This is a genomic window from Pseudozobellia sp. WGM2 (assembly GCF_017810075.1).
Lineage (GTDB): Bacteria > Bacteroidota > Bacteroidia > Flavobacteriales > Flavobacteriaceae > JADNYK01.
Map to the genome: position 1 here is coordinate 115,743 of NZ_JADNYK010000002.1, position 19,056 is coordinate 134,798.

The window sequence follows — 19,056 nt, forward strand, 5'->3', positions numbered from 1 at the left end:
GTAAACAGCGTATTGATGGGTATGAGAAACAGCACTTTGCTACCAACTTAAAACTATTGACTTCTAACTAAGCACTAGTAACTAAAGAACCATGATAAAAAATGATTTATTCCTGAGGGCGTTAAAAGGGGAAACTGTTGAACGACCACCCGTTTGGATGATGCGTCAAGCAGGTCGTTATCTTCCGGAGTTTATGGAAATCAAAAAAAAATATGATTTCTTTACGCGCTGTCAAACCCCCGAACTGGCTTCTGAAATTACCGTTCAGCCCATTAGACGTTATGGTATGGATGCCGCCATATTATTCTCCGATATTTTGGTGATTCCACAAGCAATGAATATCGAAGTACAGATGAAACTCAACTTCGGGCCCTACCTTCCAAATCCTATCCGGTCGCAGAAAGATGTAGATAATGTTATAGTTCCCGATGTAGATGAAGCCTTAGATTATGTGTTGCAGGCCATAAAGGCTACCAAAGAAAAGTTGAACGATGATATTCCTTTAATCGGGTTTGCGGGCTCACCGTGGACCATTCTGTGCTACTGTGTACAAGGCCAAGGCAGCAAAACCTTTGATAAAGCTAAAGAATTCTGCTTTACCGATCCCGTAGCCGCGCATGCCCTACTTCAGAAAATTACCGATACTACAATCGCCTATTTAAAAGCTAAAGTAAAGGCCGGTGTGAATGCCGTTCAGGTTTTTGATTCTTGGGGCGGCATGTTATCACCCGTTGACTATCAAGAATTTTCATGGCAATATATTCAGCAGATTATTGATGCCTTGAAAGATGATGCTCCCGTTATCGTATTCGGAAAAGGCTGTTGGTTCGCCTTGGGTGATATGGCCAAATCAGGAGCGTCGGCACTCGGTGTAGATTGGACCTGTTCAGCAAAAAATGCCCGTTACCTTAGCGGTGGCAACATCACGTTACAAGGTAATTTTGACCCCTCACGACTACTCTCGCCTCCGTCAGAAATCAAAAAAATGGTCACCCAAATGATCAATGAGTTCGGGAAAGACAAATACGTAGTCAATTTGGGTCATGGTATATTGCCCAACATTCCAGTAGAAAATGCAAAGGCCTTTGTTGATGCTGTTAAAGAATACCATCAATAAGCTCAGCATATGAGCCTTTATAGTGTTATCTCAGGAAAGTATCTACGGTTCAAACTGGGCCTGACGCCTCAGCAGAATCTTTTCTACGGTTTCTTAACCTATGTGTTGATCGGTAGCTTACTATTATGCATACCATGGTTTCATAAAAACTCGGTTGCCTTTTTAGACAATCTTTTTATAGCTACCTCAGCCGTTTCAACAACTGGGCTAGCTACCGTTTCTGTTATTGATTCTTATAACTTCTTTGGGCAATTGATCATATTAGTGCTTATTCAATTGGGAGGTATCGGCTACCTTACCTTTACCACTTTCATGATTCTTTCTACCACAAGAAAAATGACCCATTGGCATCAAAATTTACTCAAAACTGAGTTTACATTGCCCAAAACGATTGAAATTAAAGATTTTCTTAAGGCGGTGGTTTTTTTCACCTTGGCTATGGAGGCATTGGGCACTGTTCTCTATTTTTTCGCGTTCAAAAATCTAAATCTCGGTTCGTTTGAAACACTCTGGTTTGCAATCTTTCATAGTGTTAGCGCATTTTGTACGGCAGGCTTCAGTCTTTTTGAAAACGGATTTGCCAACTTCACGGGCAATGGACTTATCAATACCACAACCTCGGTATTGGCCATTGCCGGTTCTATGGGTTTTATTGTAGTAACCGATTTTGCACTGTTCTTAAAGAAAAGAACGCATCAACTAAGTTTTACCACGAAAATTATTCTAATGGGCTCTTTGGTTTTGCTGACATCGGGCTTCGTTTTTTTCTATGTTTACGAGCCTACAATCAGTTCTTTGAAAGGTACTGACCGCATTTGGGCCGCCTTTTTTCAAGGCATGTCGGCCATGACCACCGTTGGTTTCAACACTGTCGACTACGGGAATTTCATTATGCCCATGCTTCTCGTTACCATTTTTCTAATGTATGTCGGCGCATCACCATCAGGTACGGCCGGGGGAATGAAGATTACGACACTAACCGCTATAATCGCCATAATGAAAAGTCGTTTAAGAAACCATTCCCGTATTACGTTTTTCGGTAGAATTATTCCTTATGAAAGGCTGTTTGTGGCTACCTCATCTTTTATATTCTATACCAGTTTAATTGCCCTAGGAACTTTTGTTCTTTCTTTTCTTGAAGATTTTCATTTAGAAGATTTGCTTTTCGAAGTAGCCTCTGCCTTGGGCACAGTCGGACTCAGTACCGGAATTACTGGAAATTTGGGAGATTGGGGTAAGTTGGTTATCATTATACTTATGTTCATTGGCCGTTTGGGTGTACTTACTTTCGGGCTGGCCATTTGGGCAAAACACCGACACTCACCCGAAAACAAGCCTCTCAAAGAAGATATTGCCGTTTAACCCATGACTCAAGACAAGTTATTTCTTCTAAATCAGCTTACTGCTGAAGATGCCCAAACACTTTCACGGCTAATGGTCGATAATCAAGAGCGATTTGCTCGCTTTTTTCCCATGACCTTGGCGCAGAATCAGTCCGAAGAAGCTTCGAAAGCCTTCATCCTTCTAAAAAATATAGAGTTCGAGTACAAATCTGAATTCACGTTTGCCCTACGAAAAAGTGTTGATAGCATAGTTTGCGGACTTATCATTATAAAAAATATTGACCGAGAAAAGAGTCGGGCCGAGATTGCCTACTGCATAGGAGAGAAATACACTGGCCGAGGTTGGACCAGTCGGGCCGTAACCCAAATTTCACAATTTGCCTTCGAGGAATTACAGCTAAAAACACTTGAGATTTTGGTCCATGAAAGCAATTATGCCAGTATACGAGTAGCCGAAAAATGTGGATTTACCCATACAAAAGTTTTAAAAGCTGAGCATACACCCCCTAATGAAAAACCGTTAGATATGCAGTTGTATGAACTTTCAAGAGAAGAGTAATGCGTATTATTGAAAAATTCAACAGGCAATTTGAATATGCTGGTTTACTGATAACCATCATCATTGCCTTTCAGTTTTATCGACTTTGGCAATACCCCCAAATTGATGATGGTTCAAAAATAGCTACAATGAGTCTTTTAATGGCTTTTGAATTCATTATGGTTCACTCCGGAGTATTTATGGCCGTAATGCCAAAAAAGATTTCATTGTATTTTCTTTTTCCCTTTTACCTTCTGTTTGCCCTAGCTTTTAATTTTGCTACGGAAGACAATAGCATATTGATTCTATATTTAGTGGCTATTTTTAATAGAATGCGTTTTGCTTTTGCCGATGTATCAAAAAAAATAAAGGAACAGAACATTTTTAAATCGGTATTGGCGGCATTAGCTTATTTTGTTCTTATTTTTCCCTTTGCATTCGGTGCAGAATATGTCCCAGTTGGAGGTATGCAATCAGAAAAGATGAACGCTATCGGTTATCCTGGTGATACAGGGGCATCGGGTCTTTTTGTTGAAATGCCCCATGTTGCTATTTCTTTCGGTTTTGCCTACCATTGCATATTGGCGATTATCGAGGCCTTTGCCATGCGGGCCAATTTCGGCGCTCCATTTATTAAGCACAATTAAATGAAAGATAAATTCTTCAATTATATTCAAAAACTACAAGATACCATTACTTCCAAAGTTGAAGAAGTTGACGGAAAGGCCACATTTCATGAAGATCAATGGACCAGGCCCGAAGGTGGGGGTGGAAGAACCCGAGTGATTGAAAACGGTGCCGTATTTGAAAAAGGAGGCGTAAATATTTCAGGCGTTCATGGCGAACTACCCAAAAGCATGCAGCAGTATTTCGGGGTTGATGATGCCGATTTTTTTGCATGTGGGCTTAGCTTGGTACTGCATCCGAAGAACCCCATGGTGCCGACCGTACATGCCAATTGGCGTTACTTTGAAATGTACGATAAGCAAGGTAAACTCGTTGATCAATGGTTCGGTGGCGGTCAAGATTTAACGCCGTATTATTTGTTCGATGAAGATGCAACGCACTTTCATTCAACCTGCAAAAATGTTTGCGACGAGCATCATCCTGATTTTTATTCCACTTACAAGAAAAAGTGCGATGAATATTTTTGGAATGCCCACAGAAATGAGGCTAGAGGAATAGGCGGCCTCTTCTTCGATTATTGTAAAATTACCGATACCATGTCTATCGAAGACTGGTATAATTTTGTCACAGGTGTAGGCAATAGTTTTCTCGATAGTTATGTTCCGATTGTCTTAAAAAGAAAGGATACCGATTTCACGCAAAAGCAGAGAGATTGGCAAGAAATTCGTCGTGGTCGTTACGTCGAGTTCAACCTTGTACATGACAAGGGCACTTTATTCGGTCTAAAAACCAAGGGTCGTATCGAAAGCATTTTGATGAGTCTTCCCCCTCATGTGCAATGGCGTTACGACCACCAAGCGGAAAAAGGCAGTGAAGAAGAGCGCATAATAGAGATATTAAAAAACCCGAAGGCGTGGGTGTAAGATTTCTGTTGCTATCATTTCTCTTTGGATGTCTATGCCTTACCGCTTGTAAAAATCCGAAATCGAATACCGATATAGATATCGAATTTACCCAAGATACGCTTCAAGTACCCTTTACATACTGGTGGGAAGAATCAGGCCCCTTTATCGGGTATTGCGGAGAAAATTACAGCCTAGTCTTTGTAGGCACAATTACTGACCTAGAAATTGAAAATAAAGATGCAGGCCCTTTGTACCATTCTAAACGAGGTACCATTGCCGTAGAAAAAGTATTGAAAATCGACAATCCGAACGCTCAAAAATATATCAGTCAAGGTTACGTAACTACCGATTGCTTTTACGGTCTTGATTTAACCGTAGGTGATAAAGTGCTAGTATTTTGCTACGAGTACGAAGGCGGCTTCAGTATTGCGGGGGGCTCCTCCATTCTTGACATTGGCGGTCTAGAACACCCCTTGGTCAAATCGATTAAAACCTACATTCACGAAAACCAAGACCCGTTAGCCATAGAAAAAGACAGCACGCTTTGGGAGGCTTATGGTTTTGGCGAAAAGTTAGCTCAACATATTCGGTGTAGAGAAAATCCACTTTAACTAAAACTAGTATTACTTTTAAGTATTCAAACTTTGATATTACGGTCATTGACGGTAATTTTCAACATTGAAAATTTTGAGATAATTAATTGATAAATTGAACAGGTAATTTATGTATCCACTTCGAAGAAACCGACGTCTGAGAACTTCTCACAGTATGCGCAAATTGGTGCAAGAAACTTTCTTGACCCCTAACGATTTTTTGATCCCACTTTTTGTGGTGGAAGGGAAGGCTGTTAAGGAAGAGATTGCATCTATGCCCGATTACTTTCGTCTGAGCCTTGATAATTTAAAGAAAGAAGTAAAAGAACTCTGGAAAATGGGCCTAAAATCGGTGTTGCTTTTTGTGAAAGTCGATGACAGTTTGAAGGACAATAAAGGCAGCGAAGCTCTCAACCCGAACGGCCTCATGCAACGGGCCATTAAAACCGTGAAAGATGCATGCCCCGAAATGTTAGTGATGACCGATGTGGCCTTAGACCCGTTTTCTTCATACGGTCATGACGGTATTATCGAAAACGGACAAATAGTAAACGACGAAACAGCCGATGTTCTTGCAGCAATGAGTGTATCACATGCCCATGCGGGTGCGGACGTGGTAGCGCCCAGTGATATGATGGACGGCCGTATACTTACCATTCGCGAGGCACTCGAAGATGAGGGTCATTTGAATACCGCCATTATGAGCTATAGCGCCAAATATGCCAGTGCTTTTTACGGCCCGTTTAGAGATGCCCTCGATTCAGCACCCGTAGATATACAGAACATTCCTAAGGATAAAAAAACCTATCAAATGGATTATGCCAATCGGTTTGAGGCCATTAAGGAGACCGAGATGGATATAGATGAAGGAGCCGATATCGTCATGGTCAAACCGGGGCTGTGCTACCTAGATATCGTACGGGAGATAAAAAATGAGGTCGATGTGCCCGTTGCTGTTTACCAAGTTTCTGGTGAATACGCCATGGTCAAAGCTGCAGCCGAAAAAGGATGGCTTGAGCATGATGCGGTCGTGATGGAACAATTAACGGCAATTAAAAGAGCAGGCGCCAATATCATCGCCACTTATTTTGCCAAAGATGCAGTCAAGTTGCTAGGCTAAAAATAAAATAACCAACCCATACCGATTACCAATGAGATTATACTTATTTATAATATTCGCGTTTACAGTTATCACTCCCTATGCACAGGAAGACTCACCTGTAGATTTAAATTTCGGCAAAACAGATGCTTTGTCGTACGGCGAGCCCGAGGAAGTGGGGCTAGACTCAGAAGCTATTGATAGAAAAGTAGGCGATATTATAACTAATGGTATAAAAAAAGAAGCCTTCCCGGGGGCACAGGTGCTGGTAGCCAAAAACGGCAAAATAATATTTCACAAAGCTTACGGTTTTCACACCTATGATAGTATTCAACCGGTCGCTCTGGATGACATCTATGATCTAGCTTCCGTAACAAAAATTACAGCCGCCCTTCCCGCAGTAATGAAACTGGTCGATGAGGGGCAACTTCATCTTGATGAACCTTTCAGTAAGTACTGGACCAGATGGCAGAACATTGACGACAAGAAAGATTTGACGTTGAGAGAGATTTTAGCACATCAGGCAGGGCTGGTACCCTATATCATTTTTCTTAATGAGGTTATGAAAAAAAATGGTAAGGTTAAAAAACGATTTGTCAAACCTTCTGCAAAACGCCGATTTTCAAATCAGGCTTACGATGGTCTGTACATTAAAAACAAGTTCAACAAAAAAATGTATAGACTGATTGACCGCTCTGAAGTATCTAAAGAAAAAAAATATAAGTATTCTGGGCTTACTTTTTTGATTTTTCCCGAATTGGTAGAACAATTGACGGGTGATTCTTATGATTATTATCTAGAAAAAAACTTTTACCTGCCTTTGGGAACACCTACCATGGGGTTTAAACCTAAAGCTAAGGAGTTCGCCAATAAAATTGTTCCTACAGAAATAGATACTCTTTTTCGCCATACACTCACCCACGGTTGGGTACATGATGAGAATGCATCGTTGCTTGGTGGTGTTTCGGGTAATGCGGGTCTTTTTGCTACGGCAACCGATTTAGCAAAGTTGATGCAAATGTATATGCAGTTTGGTGTTTACGACGGCAAACGTTACCTATCTGAAGAAACCGTAAAAGAATTTACTAAAGTTCAGTTTCCTGAAAACGAAAACCGAAGAGGTCTAGGGTTCGATAAGCCCTTGCTCAATAATTCAGAATTAAGTTTAGAAGATAGCTACCCTGCACCTGAGGTAAGCGCCGATAGTTTTGGTCATGCTGGTTTTACGGGCACTTTTATTTGGGCAAACCCAAAAAACCAAATGGTATATATATTTTTATCCAATCGTGTTAACCCTACTAGAGACCACCGAAACCTATACCGTCTGAATATTCGCTCAGCGGTACAACAAGTATTCTATCAAGCCACTTTGCCTAGCGAATAAGATCAAAAGGTTGTTCAATTATTGGTATATTCGTGCGTAAACAACCAATATATGGGTCTGCTTATTTTTTACGCCGTAATATCCATTTTTTTCTCCTTTCTGTGTTCTGTATTGGAGGCCGTTCTATTAAGTATTACACCAACCTTCATCAATGTAAAAAAGAAGGAAGGAAAGGCTTATGCCATTGTTCTTGAAGAATTAAAAAAAGACGTAGACAAGCCGTTAATAGCTATTCTAACACTGAATACTGTTGCCCATACTGTAGGGGCTATTTTAGTCGGGGTTCAGGCAAAAGCGGCATATGCCCAAATCTATGGTACGACCGAAAGAACAGTGCTTGGTATTCAGTTCACTGAAGACTTAATGGTGGGGCTAGTTTCTACCGTAATGACCATTTTAATTTTGGTTGCCTCTGAAATCATACCTAAGACCATTGGTGCGACCTATTGGAGATCGTTGGCGAACTTTACTTCTAAAACTTTAAGAATTATGGTGCTTGCCCTCAAATACACAGGGCTACTTTGGCTTTTACAGCTGTTCACGAAACTGGTAGGTGGCAAAGGGCACGAAGGCAGTGTATTAAGTCGTGAAGATTTTACCGCCATGACCGATATTGCACATGAAGAGGGAGTTTTCGAAAAATCAGAATCTACCATCATCAAAAATCTGCTCCGTTTTGATGAGGTCTTGGTAAAAGACATTATGACCCCAAGGGCCGTGATGAAAATTGCTTCGGAAAAGAAGACCATCAGTGAATTTTTTGAAGCGAATCCGAAAATGCGCTTTTCGCGGATACCAGTACATGGCGAAAAAATGGACCATATTGACGGCTTTGTTCTAAAAGACAATATACTTGAAGAAATGGTCAATGAAAATGGCCAAGTGCCACTTTCTGAAATCAAGCGTGATATATTGGTGACCGAAAGAAATACTCCCATACCCAAATTATTCGAAACCTTGATTGCAAAACGCGAGCATATCGCCTTGGTAGTCGATGAATACGGTTCGGTTAGTGGACTTGTTACTATGGAAGATGTTATCGAAACCTTGTTAGGCCTAGAAATTATGGACGAAAGCGATAGTGTTGCCGATTTGCAAGATCTGGCCCGGAAAAATTGGGAAAACCGGGCACAGCGAGTAGGTATTCTTGACCAAAAAATAAAGAAGAAGTAAGTGGACATCGCTTATATACAAACGCCATTAGGCGTGGCCAAATTAGAAGGAGATTCTGATGGTATATCGTCGATAACTGTTTTAGATGATACCGATATTTTACCTTCACAGCAGGTGCCCGATACACTTAAAAATGCCGTTGGTCAATTGATTGAATATTTTAATGGCGGGCGTACAGAATTTACTCTGAAATTAAATCCACTGGGTACAGATTTTCAAAAACGGGTGTGGAATGCTCTATCGAAAATTCCTTTTGGTAAAACGGTATCTTACTTAGACCTTTCAAAAACCCTGGGTGATGTGAAGGCCATTCGTGCCGTAGCATCGGCAAACGGAAAGAATCCACTTTGGATTATTGTACCCTGTCACAGAGTTATCGGCAGCGACGGTTCGCTAACAGGTTATGCGGGAGGCCTACCCCGTAAAAAATGGTTGTTAGAGCATGAAAATCCCGTAAAACAACAAAGCCTGTTTTAGCCATTTACAGACTGTTCGGTCTGTAGCAACAATATTATTGCATAAAAAATGTTTCCTTTTTACATCTTATAGAACAATTAAGCATTTCATAATGGGGTGAAAGATAGAAGCCAACTACTAGACCGACTGCGCAGTCGGTTTCAGCGTTTGTGGATATCAGAATAAGATTGAATCAATTTCCCTGTTTTCAGTGATGCATTCGATAAACCATCCGCCTAGTTTTGTAAAGAAAATAAAGCATTATGCAGTTACCCTCACTTAGAGAAATTACAAGTAAGGCTGAAAATGCCTTTAAGCGTTTTCCAGTAACTCTTATATGGGCCATATTAGGCAGCTTCTATATAATGCACGTAATAGGTCTCGATTCTTCCCAAGAATTTGAGAAAAACCTTGATATAATTCTTACCCTAGTTTTAGGAATTAGTTGGTTTATTGGTGCTCAATTCTTTATCGAGCAGCAGACAAAAGCAAACAAATGGGTATGGATAAAGGGCTTGATCGTCTTGCTTCTTTTCATCTTCTTTTGGCACCTACCCGATTCAAAAGAATTGGATCAAAACCCTATATATCTCGCACGCTTTTTTCTTTATCTAATTGCGGGCCACTTATTTTTATTATTCGCACCATTTATCAAGAAATGGAGTAAAATAGCCTACTGGAATTACTTAAAATCAGTCGGTGTTTCCATTACCAGAAGTATTCTCTTTTCAGGGTTTCTATACTTGGGTTTGGTACTCGCTCTTGTAGCTATTAGCGCTCTTTTTGATGTTAAAATTAAAGGTGAGCGCTACGGACAATTGTTTATATTCTGTTTGGGCATTGTTAACACTTGGATTTATTTATCTGACTTTCCAAGCAAAATTCATGGCCAAACCCAAATCTACTTCGACAAGGCCCTAGAGGTTTTCGTAAAGTTCATTTTGATTCCGTTGGTCATTCTATATATCATTATTCTGTATGCATATGGCACCAAGATTCTCATTGAATGGCAACTACCAAAAGGCTGGGTCTCATATCTCGTTACCGCTTTGGCACTAATGGGGTTTTTAGTGCAGGTAATTATCAATCCTATTCAAAAAACGGCACAAGCTTGGACCATAAAAAGATTTTACCCATGGTTCTATCTAGCACTGCTACCTTTGGTTGCTTTGCTTTTTGTGGCAATATTCAGAAGAATAAACGATTACGGCATTACTGAAAACCGTTATTTCATAGTACTTATTGCTTTATGGATATTAGGTATGGCCCTATACCTCTTATTAGCGAAAAAAAGAAGACTTATCGTGTTGCCGTTATCTCTCTTTGGCTTGGCACTATTATCTTCTTTTGGGTTTTGGGGAGTGTTTTCGGTATCGAACCGCAGCCAGGCCAATCAATTTAAAAAGGTATATGAAAAGGGCATAAGCAATGACCGCTTGGCTACTTATGCCGAATTCAACCAACTTACTTCCATCATCAATTATTTAGATAAAAGAGAGGCTATATCTCAACTAGATCCTATAACAGGTATTTCGATGCAAGCGGCAATGCACGATACCGTAAAAAGTAAGTGGAAAAGTAATAAATGGGTAGATACAAGTACCGTGATGGATTCGTTGAGGATAAAATTAGACCCCGCCGATGAAAATAATGCTCTAAACTATGGAACGAATTTTTCATTTTATGATAACCGAAACAAGTCTCAAACTTATGATATTTCTAAATTTTCATATTTTACGCCCATATACTTTGGCACTTATACCGAAAAGAGCGTGAAAGTTGGTGATTTTGACTTGATGTATAGTCGTGATGATGAAAGCTTGAAGTTATCCAAAGCTAAAGAAGTACTATTAGAAATTAGTTTGAAAGAATATTTATTGAAATTGGCCGAACGTGGCCCGAATCTAAATGATTTGCCAGAAGATGAAAAAAGTATTGAGCTAGAGAACGATTCTCTTAAAACGAAAATTATTTTTACAGAGCTTTCATTTAACATTCGCAAAAAAGATTCGGTAAGCCTTCATAACGCATCTGCCTATATGTTGATTAAAACAATCGATCATGTTGAACAAGATTAGTCTAGAGCACATACTTTTTTTAGATATTGAGACTGTACCGGAACAAGAAGATTATTCATTTCTCGATGACGATAAAAAAGAACTATGGGAACAAAAGTCTAGATATCAGCGTAAAGAAGAATATACCCCTGAAGAATTTTATGAAAGAGCGGGTATTTGGGCAGAGTTCGGAAAAATCGTTTGTATTTCTGTTGGATATTTTCACATGAAAGGAGATGGACGAACCTTTCGCACCACCTCTTTTCACGGTAAAGAACCTCACCTTTTAAAAGAGTTTAAAAATTTACTCGACGGACACTTTAATGCTTCAAAATATCTGCTCTGTGGGCACAATGCAAAAGAATTTGATTTTCCTTACATCGCCAGAAGAATGATCATTCATGGTATAGAACTACCCTACAAACTCAATCTATTCGGAAAAAAACCATGGGAGGTACCCCATTTGGATACCATGGAGCTGTGGAAATTCGGAGATTACAAACACTTTACCTCATTAAAGTTGTTGGCCAATATTTTGGGAATACCTTCACCCAAACAAGATATTGACGGTAGTATGGTTCGACAAGTCTATTACGAAGAAAAAGACTTGGATCGTATAATTACCTATTGCGAGCTTGATGTTGTTACCACTGCCCAAGTCTTTTTACGCTTACGCGGCGATAATCTTCTGCATGAGGATGAAATTAAAAAAGTATGATGTAACCCTCTTCTTTTTTATATTTACACCAAATTATGCTATGAAATACTTTTTAATTCCCCTGATGTTCATTTCGCTAGTTTCGTGTTTAGACGATAACAATGCTAACCCTGAACCTGCCGAGGCCATCGATTATAGTGCTCGGAACGAAGAAGACATTCAAATCTACCTTGAAGAGAACGATTTACAGGCTCAGACCAGTGAAACGGGGCTACATTACATTATTAACGAACAGGGCACCGGTGAACAGCCAACAAGCTCTTCAGATGTTACAGTAGCCTATAAAGGCTATTTTTTAAATGAATCTGTTTTTGACGAAAGTGACTCTAACGGTATCACTTTTAATCTTCAACAGGTAATTGCAGGTTGGACAGAAGGTATTACTTATTTCAAAGAAGGCGGCAACGGACTGCTTTTAGTGCCGGCACACCTTGGCTACGGCAGCTTCGACTATAATGGTATACCGGGCGGTTCGGTTCTTATCTTTGAGGTCAATCTAATCGATGTGAACTAACCCGATCAACAGAGAACAACTACTATTAAAAATTGTACCTAAGCTGTATATAAACCGGAAAATGGTCACTATACCCACCTAAATACTTTTTTCCGGCGTAAGTGCGGTAGGGCGAACCTTTATATTTGCCTTTGTATTCTTTTAGAAAATGCTCATCAAAAATATTTGCATGGGCAAAACTATGGGTGCCCTTTTCAAAATTTAAAAAGCTATGTGAAATCATGATTTGATCAAAGAGTAACCATGCCCTTTTATAGCTCGCACTACCTCTCTCAGGGGTTAATAGTTTTTCCATGGGGTTGTAGAGCCCTTTATTTTCCATCAGTGTTTTTATGCTCTTCGATTTGGGATCATCGTTAAAATCTCCCATTATAATATAGTTTGGGTCCGGCTCCGTCTCTTCAATCTTTGACATAAAAGTAAGCAGGGTCTCCGCCGCTTTTATACGTTTATATTCGGTCTGTACGTCTCCATCTCTTCGCGAAGGCCAGTGATTGATAAAAATATGTACCGGTTCATTGTTCAGTAGGCCTTTAACATAGAGAATGTCACGTGTGGCATCGCGGGTTCCATCCTCTTGATAAACCAACAAATTAATTGGTTCAGAATGCTCAACAATAAAATGCTTGCGGTGGTAGATAAGTGCGCAATCAATACCTCGCTCATCTGGTGAATCGTAGTGAACGAACCCATAGTCAATTTTATGTAGAGGATCAATGGTGATTAAGTCTTGTACAACTTTTTTATTTTCAACCTCGGCCACACCGACAATGACCGGTGGGCTGCTCGTTTCTCCCTCACCTAAGCGGGCAACGGTTTTGGCTATTTTTTTGAGTTTGCTCTTATACCGTTTGGGTGTCCATCTCTTTGCCCCCTGCGGCGTGAAATCCTCATCTAATGTATAATTATCGTTATGCGTATCGAAAAGATTCTCTAGATTGTAAAATGCTACGGTATTGAGGGTACTTTCTTTCTTTTTTTTCTTTCGGAACGAAAAAATCATGGCATTTACGTTTTGGGCCACTAATATTACCAAAATAGGTCGGCCAGTATTGTTTAACTTTGCAATTTACAACCTATATGATAGAAAAGAATACCATAGAGCACGAAAAGGCCGTACTTATAGGCGTATTGAATCGTGAACAAAATGAGGAGAAAGTTACCGAGTTTCTAGACGAGCTTGAATTTTTGACCTATACGGCAGGGGGCGAAGTGGTCAAACGCTTTGTACAACGTATGGATGTACCGAACCCCAAAACCCTTATCGGTAGTGGTAAGATGGAAGAGGTACAAGAATTCGTCAAAGAGCATGAAGTGGGCTCGGTTATTTTTGATGATGAACTTACACCCGCCCAGCAACGAAATATCGAAAAACAACTACGGTGTAAAATTGTTGATCGTACCAGTCTTATTCTTGACATCTTCGCCCAACGGGCACAGACCAGCTATGCGCGTACACAAGTAGAATTGGCACAATATGAATATTTATTGCCAAGACTGACCGGGTTATGGACACACTTGGAAAGACAGCGTGGTGGTATCGGCATGAGAGGGCCAGGAGAAACCGAAATTGAAACAGATAGACGTATCGTACGAGACCGTATTACTTTGTTAAAAAAGAAATTGCAAAAAATCGACCGTCAAATGGAAACCCAAAGAGGCAACCGTGGCGCTTTGGTACGTGTGGCTTTGGTCGGTTATACCAATGTCGGCAAGTCGACCCTTATGAACGTCATCAGTAAAAGTGAGGTTTTTGCCGAGAACAAGCTATTTGCAACTTTAGACACTACCGTTCGTAAAGTCGTTTTAGGCAACTTACCATTTTTGTTGAGTGATACCGTTGGGTTTATTCGCAAACTGCCCACACAGCTTGTCGAAAGCTTTAAAAGTACCTTAGATGAAGTGCGGGAAGCTGACCTATTGTTACATGTAGTTGACATTTCGCATCCGCAGTTCGAAGAACACATCAATTCAGTGAATAAAATTTTAGATGAAATAGGAAGTGCCGAAAAAAACACCATCATGGTGTTCAATAAAATCGATCAGTACAAACATGAAGAAATCGAGTCTGACGATCTTGTAACTGAAAAAACGGAAAGACATTTCACAATTGAAGAATGGAAGAGAACTTGGATGCAGAGAGTTGGCGACAAGGCACTTTTCATTTCTGCCCTTAATAAAGAAAATCTAGATGAATTTAGAAAACGGGTATATAATGAGGTTCGCGACATTCATGTAACACGTTTTCCGTATAACAATTTTTTGTATCCCGAGCATTTAGATGAATATTAAGCCCTTTTCGTAGCGTACCTGCGCAGTTCGTCGAAGAAATAAAACAGCTTGTATTTTTCACAACAGTACGGCGCTAGTTCACAACAATAATTTAGAAAATGTGAACTAGCGCCGTAGTTTTACATTGTAATTAAGTGATAGTGTTGACCCCAAATCGCCCCTTGAACTTAACCGAAATTAAAAGTTACGAATCCCAAATCGGAACTTGACCTACGAAAAGCTTAACCTCAACCTTATCCAAACCTACTTGATAAAATCACCCTCCCACAAGGAGGGTTTTTTTTATGCGTATTAGATTTATTAAAATTCTAACGATAGCACTTATTGTACCCGTTCATCGAAAAAAAGAGCATTTTAACTTATTTTACCACAACTTTGAAGCACTTCGCAACAAATTTTTCGAGAATAAAAGCTTCGCCCATACATTAGTATTGTATTTGAAATTTAGTGTTAGAGCCCAAATTAAAGCCTCTTAACCTATAATGTGATTATTATTTGATCGTACCAAACTAATTGACCTACTTAACAAAAAAAATGCCCTGACTGTCGTCAGGGCATTTCATTTTATACTACTTAAAATAGTTTAGAACGAGTAGTTCAAACCTAATAGGTAATAACTTTGCAAGTCATTATCAACATTGTCAAGCGTTGGAGTAGGAGTTGGTACCGGTACTAGCCCTAAAGCGTTACCCAATGCTTCTTGCTTGTTACTTCTTAGACCAAATTCAAAACCTACACCAATACCCTTCCATAAGGTGTAACCGAAAGAGTTGATCCACGTCCAGTTTGAAAGATCTCCATCTTTATAGCTCTGAAATGTAGAGAAATTGGTTTTGAAATTAATGGCACCTAATTGTTTGGTATAATCAACTACAATTTTGGCACCGGTCGAAGATTCGTAAGCAGCATCATTATCGGCAAAAACAAAGTTATAGTTCAACGGGTGAATCACCACTACCATATCGGTAATCGGGGTCCAAGTAGCACCAACACCAAGATCAAGATAACCAGGATCATTAAAATTGTTGATGATTGAAGTACGATACTCACCTAAAGCCGAGATAGCGAACTTAGGGCTCAGTTTATAACCATACAATGAAGTTACGTTGAAAACGTCAGTCGTTCCGTTGAAGCCTTCTTTATCGGTAGGATCATCTTTGTTATCAAGTTTCACCCACTGAAGGTTGATGTTTGCAGAGTTTCTCCAGAAATAATTTTCTCTATCCAAATTGGCAAATCCGTTTACGGTAACACCAATGTTTCCTGAAGAATTGTTAGGGGTACCTTGCGAATACCAGTTATTAAATTTTGAAAGGTTGGCCCCAATAGTACCAAAAGCACCTGTTTTCCAACCTGGGAAAGCGTCAATTTGAGATTGAAGTGCATTCACTCTACCTTGAATGGCTTTGATCGAATCTTTTTTAACCGCTTGCTCGGCTTTAAGATCGTCAATCGTTTGTGCAAAACTTGCTGAAAATGCAAGCATAGCAAAGCAAGAAATTACTAATCTTTTCATAATGTTAATGTTAGTGATTAAGTGTTTATTAACTGCAAATTTAACGATGCTAACATTTAATAAACAAGTTTATCAACGATTATTTTCTTTTGAAAAGTGGTACCGAAGAACATGCCTCACCGTACATTACAGACCTTGCGATAGGTTGTAACCGCTGGGTTATCAACAAATAAGCATTTGAAGGCACTGGTTTTTTACTACACCCTTTTACTATGACAGGTTTATCTTTAAAGGGCGATAAATCAAGTGATTCCAATACCGATTGGTACAGTGAAGTTTCCAGGGCTTCTAGATTGCCCTGCACAGTAAGTTTTGCATAAGAGGCCAATTTAGCCGCTAAGAACATATAGGCCCAACCGGGTATAATCGCATCGGTCGAACAATATAGTGCAACATAACTATCTTGATATTGTGACCAATCGTGAGCTTCTGCTGAAGCCCTAAACTCTTTTTCTTTAAGTATGATACCCTCGTAAAGCCAATCAGCGATGTCGAACAGCACTCTTTTACCGTCAGGATAGTAATCCTCAAGATCAAAGGTGATAAGTTTGCTCTGGGCAACCCTATTAACGATTGGTTCTATGTTTTCTGACATGGTGTATTTTATAAGTTTACCTCTTTAGAGCAGACCAAGCTCTAATTTGGCTTCCTCGCTCATCAAATCTTGTGTCCATGGTGGATCAAAAGTAATCTCAACCTCTGCATCTTTGACCATATCTAAAGATTTCACCTTCTCCTCTACCTCAACAGGCAAAGTTTCGGCAACCGGGCAGTTTGGTGAAGTCAATGTCATTAAAATACGAACTTCGTTATCTTCATTGACCAACACATCGTAAATTAAGCCCAATTCGTAAATATCAACAGGAATTTCAGGATCATAGATGGTCTTTAAAACCTTCACTATCTTTTCACCTAATTCGCTTGTATCTACTGTAGTTGTTTCTTCGCTCATAGTAATTCATTTATATCGAGGCTCACATCGGTTGAGCCCCTAAACTAATTTAATTGCGTTTGGTAGGCAACTGCGTATAATTTTAGTTGCTTAACCATACTTACCAAACCATTCGCCCGTGTTGGCGAGAGATGCTCTTTAAGCCCTATTTCATCAATAAACTCGGTATCTGCATCAATAATATCTTGGGGTTTTTGATTACTGAAAGCCCTAATCAAAATTGCAATTATACCTTTTGTTATAATTGCATCGCTATCTGCAGTAAAGACCAACTTGTCTTCTTCTAATTCAGCATGCACCCAAACCTTGCTTTGACACCCTTTGATGATATTATCTTCAGTCTTATATTTTTCATTTATCAACGGAAGCGATTTGCCCAACTCTATCATATATTCATAGCGCTGCATCCAATCTTCGAACATTGAAAACTCGTCAACAATTTCTTCCTGTATAGCTTTAATACCCATTGTATCAATTTTCAACAAAAATACGATAAGTCTTGCTGCTTATCAATTCTTTGGGGGAAAGTTAAGAACGCTTATTTAGACAAGCATCGTTCTGGCACGTTCGACACCTTCGACAAGCTTATCTACTTCTTCTTTGGTATTATAGAAACTAAAACTTGCCCTTACCGTACCGGGGATGCCGTAAAAATCCATAATCGGTTGTGCACAATGATGCCCGGTTCGAACGGCAATACCCAATTTGTCCAGAATAGTACCGATATCGTAAGGGTGAATACCTTCTATATTAAAGGAAATTACGGAAGTCTTCTCTTTGGCCGTACCATAAATGCGTAACCCTTCAATCTGCAAAAGCTTTTGCGTAGCATATTCAAGCAACTCATTTTCATAGGTCGCTATTTCATCGAAGCCCAAATTGTTCATATAATCTAAAGCCGCACCAAAAGCAATGCCTCCGCAGATATTAGGTGTACCCGCCTCAAATTTATGGGGTAAATCGGCATAGGTAGTTTTCTCGAAAGTCACCTCCGCAATCATTTCACCACCACCTTGATAGGGTGGCAACTTGTTTAACCATTCATCCTTTCCGTACAAGACGCCGACCCCAGTTGGCCCACACATCTTATGGGCTGAAACCGTATAAAAATCAACATCCAACTGCTGAACATCCGCTTTGATATGTGGCGAAGCCTGCGCACCATCTACCAAGACAGCGGCCCCTACCTCATGTGCCTTTTTGATTATTTCAGCGATTGGGTTTACCGTGCCCAAAGCATTGGAAACGTGATTGCAAAATACCAATTTGGTATTATTCGACAAAAGTTGATCATATTCGTCCATTAAAAGCTCTCCTTCATCGTTCATTGGAATCACTTTTAAAACAGCTCCCGTACGTTCTGCCAACATTTGCCAAGGCACAATATTAGAATGATGCTCCATTGCCGAGACCAATATCTCATCTCCCTCTTTTATTATGGATGAAAAGCCGTTCGCTATTAAATTGATGCCATGAGTCGTACCCGAAGTGAAAATAACTTCATGAGACTTCTCCATATTAAAATGGGCCTGAATTTTTAGACGCGCCTGTTCATACATATCGGTCGCCTCTTGCGAAAGTGCGTGCACTCCTCTATGAATGTTCGCATTGTACCTTGAATAGTAATCGACAATGACATCAATTACCTGCTGAGGGGTCTGCGAGGTAGCAGCATTATCTAAGTAAACCAAGGGTTTGCCGTTTACTTCACGATTTAATATAGGGAAATCATTACGGATTTTAAGTACATCTAACATAGCATTCTTATTGAA

20 protein-coding genes are annotated in these 19,056 nt (G+C 39.8%); 14 read left to right on the forward strand and 6 right to left on the reverse strand.

Features of this window, described 5'->3' with window-relative positions; translation table 11 throughout:
• The first annotated feature begins 91 nt into the window (after positions 1-91).
• The 13 genes from hemE (at position 92) to IV512_RS04190 (ending at position 12,524) form a co-directional block, all read left to right on the forward strand.
• Positions 92-1,117: a uroporphyrinogen decarboxylase gene (gene hemE, locus IV512_RS04130; RefSeq protein ID WP_209400913.1), complete on the forward strand. Its 1,026-nt coding sequence runs from the start codon at positions 92-94 to the stop codon at positions 1,115-1,117.
• Between the two features lie 9 nt (positions 1,118-1,126).
• Entirely contained in the window at positions 1,127-2,479 is a 1,353-nt protein-coding gene (locus IV512_RS04135) for a TrkH family potassium uptake protein (protein ID WP_209400916.1), read from the forward strand.
• A gap of 3 nt (positions 2,480-2,482) precedes the next feature.
• On the forward strand, positions 2,483-3,019 hold the full coding sequence (locus IV512_RS04140; protein WP_209400918.1) for a GNAT family N-acetyltransferase: 537 nt from the start codon (positions 2,483-2,485) through the stop codon (positions 3,017-3,019).
• Positions 3,019-3,645, forward strand: a complete 627-nt coding sequence (locus IV512_RS04145; RefSeq protein WP_209400920.1) for a hypothetical protein — start codon at positions 3,019-3,021, stop codon at positions 3,643-3,645. Before IV512_RS04140 ends, IV512_RS04145 begins: the two co-directional genes overlap by 1 nt.
• On the forward strand, positions 3,646-4,548 hold the full coding sequence (gene hemF, locus IV512_RS04150; RefSeq protein WP_209400922.1) for an oxygen-dependent coproporphyrinogen oxidase: 903 nt from the start codon (positions 3,646-3,648) through the stop codon (positions 4,546-4,548). It begins immediately after the preceding gene.
• Entirely contained in the window at positions 4,539-5,141 is a 603-nt protein-coding gene (locus IV512_RS04155) for a hypothetical protein (protein ID WP_209400924.1), read from the forward strand. The genes hemF and IV512_RS04155 overlap by 10 nt, the downstream gene beginning before the upstream one ends.
• Positions 5,142-5,253: 112 nt before the next feature.
• A complete protein-coding gene (hemB, locus tag IV512_RS04160; RefSeq protein WP_209400926.1) occupies positions 5,254-6,243 on the forward strand; it encodes a porphobilinogen synthase in 990 nt (329 codons plus the stop codon).
• A 31-nt stretch (positions 6,244-6,274) separates the two neighbouring features.
• Positions 6,275-7,606, forward strand: a complete 1,332-nt coding sequence (locus IV512_RS04165) for a serine hydrolase (RefSeq protein ID WP_209400928.1) — start codon at positions 6,275-6,277, stop codon at positions 7,604-7,606.
• A 51-nt stretch (positions 7,607-7,657) separates the two neighbouring features.
• A complete protein-coding gene (locus IV512_RS04170) occupies positions 7,658-8,779 on the forward strand; it encodes a CNNM domain-containing protein (protein ID WP_209400930.1) in 1,122 nt (373 codons plus the stop codon).
• Positions 8,780-9,256: a methylated-DNA--[protein]-cysteine S-methyltransferase gene (locus tag IV512_RS04175; RefSeq protein WP_209400932.1), complete on the forward strand. Its 477-nt coding sequence runs from the start codon at positions 8,780-8,782 to the stop codon at positions 9,254-9,256.
• Positions 9,257-9,498: 242 nt separating this feature from the next.
• Positions 9,499-11,313 (forward strand): DUF4153 domain-containing protein, encoded by a 1,815-nt coding sequence (locus tag IV512_RS04180; RefSeq protein WP_209400935.1) that lies wholly within the window; start codon positions 9,499-9,501, stop codon positions 11,311-11,313.
• Positions 11,297-12,010: a 3'-5' exonuclease gene (locus IV512_RS04185; RefSeq protein ID WP_209400937.1), complete on the forward strand. Its 714-nt coding sequence runs from the start codon at positions 11,297-11,299 to the stop codon at positions 12,008-12,010. The genes IV512_RS04180 and IV512_RS04185 overlap by 17 nt, the downstream gene beginning before the upstream one ends.
• Positions 12,011-12,050: 40 nt before the next feature.
• On the forward strand, positions 12,051-12,524 hold the full coding sequence (locus IV512_RS04190) for an FKBP-type peptidyl-prolyl cis-trans isomerase (protein ID WP_209400939.1): 474 nt from the start codon (positions 12,051-12,053) through the stop codon (positions 12,522-12,524).
• Between the two features lie 25 nt (positions 12,525-12,549).
• Here the strand turns inward: IV512_RS04190 and IV512_RS04195 are convergent, their stop codons facing one another.
• Complete coding sequence (locus tag IV512_RS04195) at positions 12,550-13,527, reverse strand: endonuclease (RefSeq protein WP_209400940.1); 978 nt, start codon at positions 13,525-13,527, stop codon at positions 12,550-12,552.
• A gap of 77 nt (positions 13,528-13,604) precedes the next feature.
• On the opposite strand from IV512_RS04195, the gene hflX reads away from it, so the two are divergent.
• Positions 13,605-14,816 carry a GTPase HflX gene (gene hflX / locus IV512_RS04200; protein WP_209400942.1) on the forward strand — a complete coding sequence of 404 codons (1,212 nt, stop codon included), beginning with the start codon at positions 13,605-13,607 and terminating at the stop codon, positions 14,814-14,816.
• 583 nt (positions 14,817-15,399) lie between these two features.
• Here the strand turns inward: hflX and IV512_RS04205 are convergent.
• From IV512_RS04205 to IV512_RS04225, 5 genes are all read right to left on the reverse strand, one after another.
• Positions 15,400-16,332 (reverse strand): DUF3078 domain-containing protein, encoded by a 933-nt coding sequence (locus tag IV512_RS04205; protein WP_209400944.1) that lies wholly within the window; start codon positions 16,330-16,332, stop codon positions 15,400-15,402.
• Positions 16,333-16,411: 79 nt separating this feature from the next.
• Complete coding sequence (locus tag IV512_RS04210) at positions 16,412-16,927, reverse strand: DUF2480 family protein (protein WP_209400947.1); 516 nt, start codon at positions 16,925-16,927, stop codon at positions 16,412-16,414.
• Positions 16,928-16,951: 24 nt separating this feature from the next.
• Complete coding sequence (locus tag IV512_RS04215) at positions 16,952-17,284, reverse strand: DUF59 domain-containing protein (RefSeq protein ID WP_100870422.1); 333 nt, start codon at positions 17,282-17,284, stop codon at positions 16,952-16,954.
• A gap of 44 nt (positions 17,285-17,328) precedes the next feature.
• A complete protein-coding gene (locus tag IV512_RS04220) occupies positions 17,329-17,751 on the reverse strand; it encodes a SufE family protein (RefSeq protein ID WP_209400949.1) in 423 nt (140 codons plus the stop codon).
• A 75-nt stretch (positions 17,752-17,826) separates the two neighbouring features.
• Entirely contained in the window at positions 17,827-19,041 is a 1,215-nt protein-coding gene (locus tag IV512_RS04225) for an aminotransferase class V-fold PLP-dependent enzyme (protein WP_209401884.1), read from the reverse strand.
• Positions 19,042-19,056 lie beyond the last annotated feature (15 nt).

Coding starts and splice junctions, on each gene's coding strand:
- hemE (WP_209400913.1), top strand. CDS start 92: ATGATAAAAAATGATTTATTCCTGAGGGCGTTAAAAGGGGAAACTGTT.
- IV512_RS04135 (WP_209400916.1), top strand. CDS start 1,127: ATGAGCCTTTATAGTGTTATCTCAGGAAAGTATCTACGGTTCAAACTG.
- IV512_RS04140 (WP_209400918.1), top strand. CDS start 2,483: ATGACTCAAGACAAGTTATTTCTTCTAAATCAGCTTACTGCTGAAGAT.
- IV512_RS04145 (WP_209400920.1), top strand. CDS start 3,019: ATGCGTATTATTGAAAAATTCAACAGGCAATTTGAATATGCTGGTTTA.
- hemF (WP_209400922.1), top strand. CDS start 3,646: ATGAAAGATAAATTCTTCAATTATATTCAAAAACTACAAGATACCATT.
- hemB (WP_209400926.1), top strand. CDS start 5,254: ATGTATCCACTTCGAAGAAACCGACGTCTGAGAACTTCTCACAGTATG.
- IV512_RS04165 (WP_209400928.1), top strand. CDS start 6,275: ATGAGATTATACTTATTTATAATATTCGCGTTTACAGTTATCACTCCC.
- IV512_RS04170 (WP_209400930.1), top strand. CDS start 7,658: ATGGGTCTGCTTATTTTTTACGCCGTAATATCCATTTTTTTCTCCTTT.
- IV512_RS04180 (WP_209400935.1), top strand. CDS start 9,499: ATGCAGTTACCCTCACTTAGAGAAATTACAAGTAAGGCTGAAAATGCC.
- IV512_RS04185 (WP_209400937.1), top strand. CDS start 11,297: ATGTTGAACAAGATTAGTCTAGAGCACATACTTTTTTTAGATATTGAG.
- IV512_RS04190 (WP_209400939.1), top strand. CDS start 12,051: ATGAAATACTTTTTAATTCCCCTGATGTTCATTTCGCTAGTTTCGTGT.
- IV512_RS04195 (WP_209400940.1), bottom strand. CDS start 13,527: ATGATTTTTTCGTTCCGAAAGAAAAAAAAGAAAGAAAGTACCCTCAAT.
- hflX (WP_209400942.1), top strand. CDS start 13,605: ATGATAGAAAAGAATACCATAGAGCACGAAAAGGCCGTACTTATAGGC.
- IV512_RS04205 (WP_209400944.1), bottom strand. CDS start 16,332: ATGAAAAGATTAGTAATTTCTTGCTTTGCTATGCTTGCATTTTCAGCA.
- IV512_RS04210 (WP_209400947.1), bottom strand. CDS start 16,927: ATGTCAGAAAACATAGAACCAATCGTTAATAGGGTTGCCCAGAGCAAA.
- IV512_RS04215 (WP_100870422.1), bottom strand. CDS start 17,284: ATGAGCGAAGAAACAACTACAGTAGATACAAGCGAATTAGGTGAAAAG.
- IV512_RS04220 (WP_209400949.1), bottom strand. CDS start 17,751: ATGGGTATTAAAGCTATACAGGAAGAAATTGTTGACGAGTTTTCAATG.
- IV512_RS04225 (WP_209401884.1), bottom strand. CDS start 19,041: ATGTTAGATGTACTTAAAATCCGTAATGATTTCCCTATATTAAATCGT.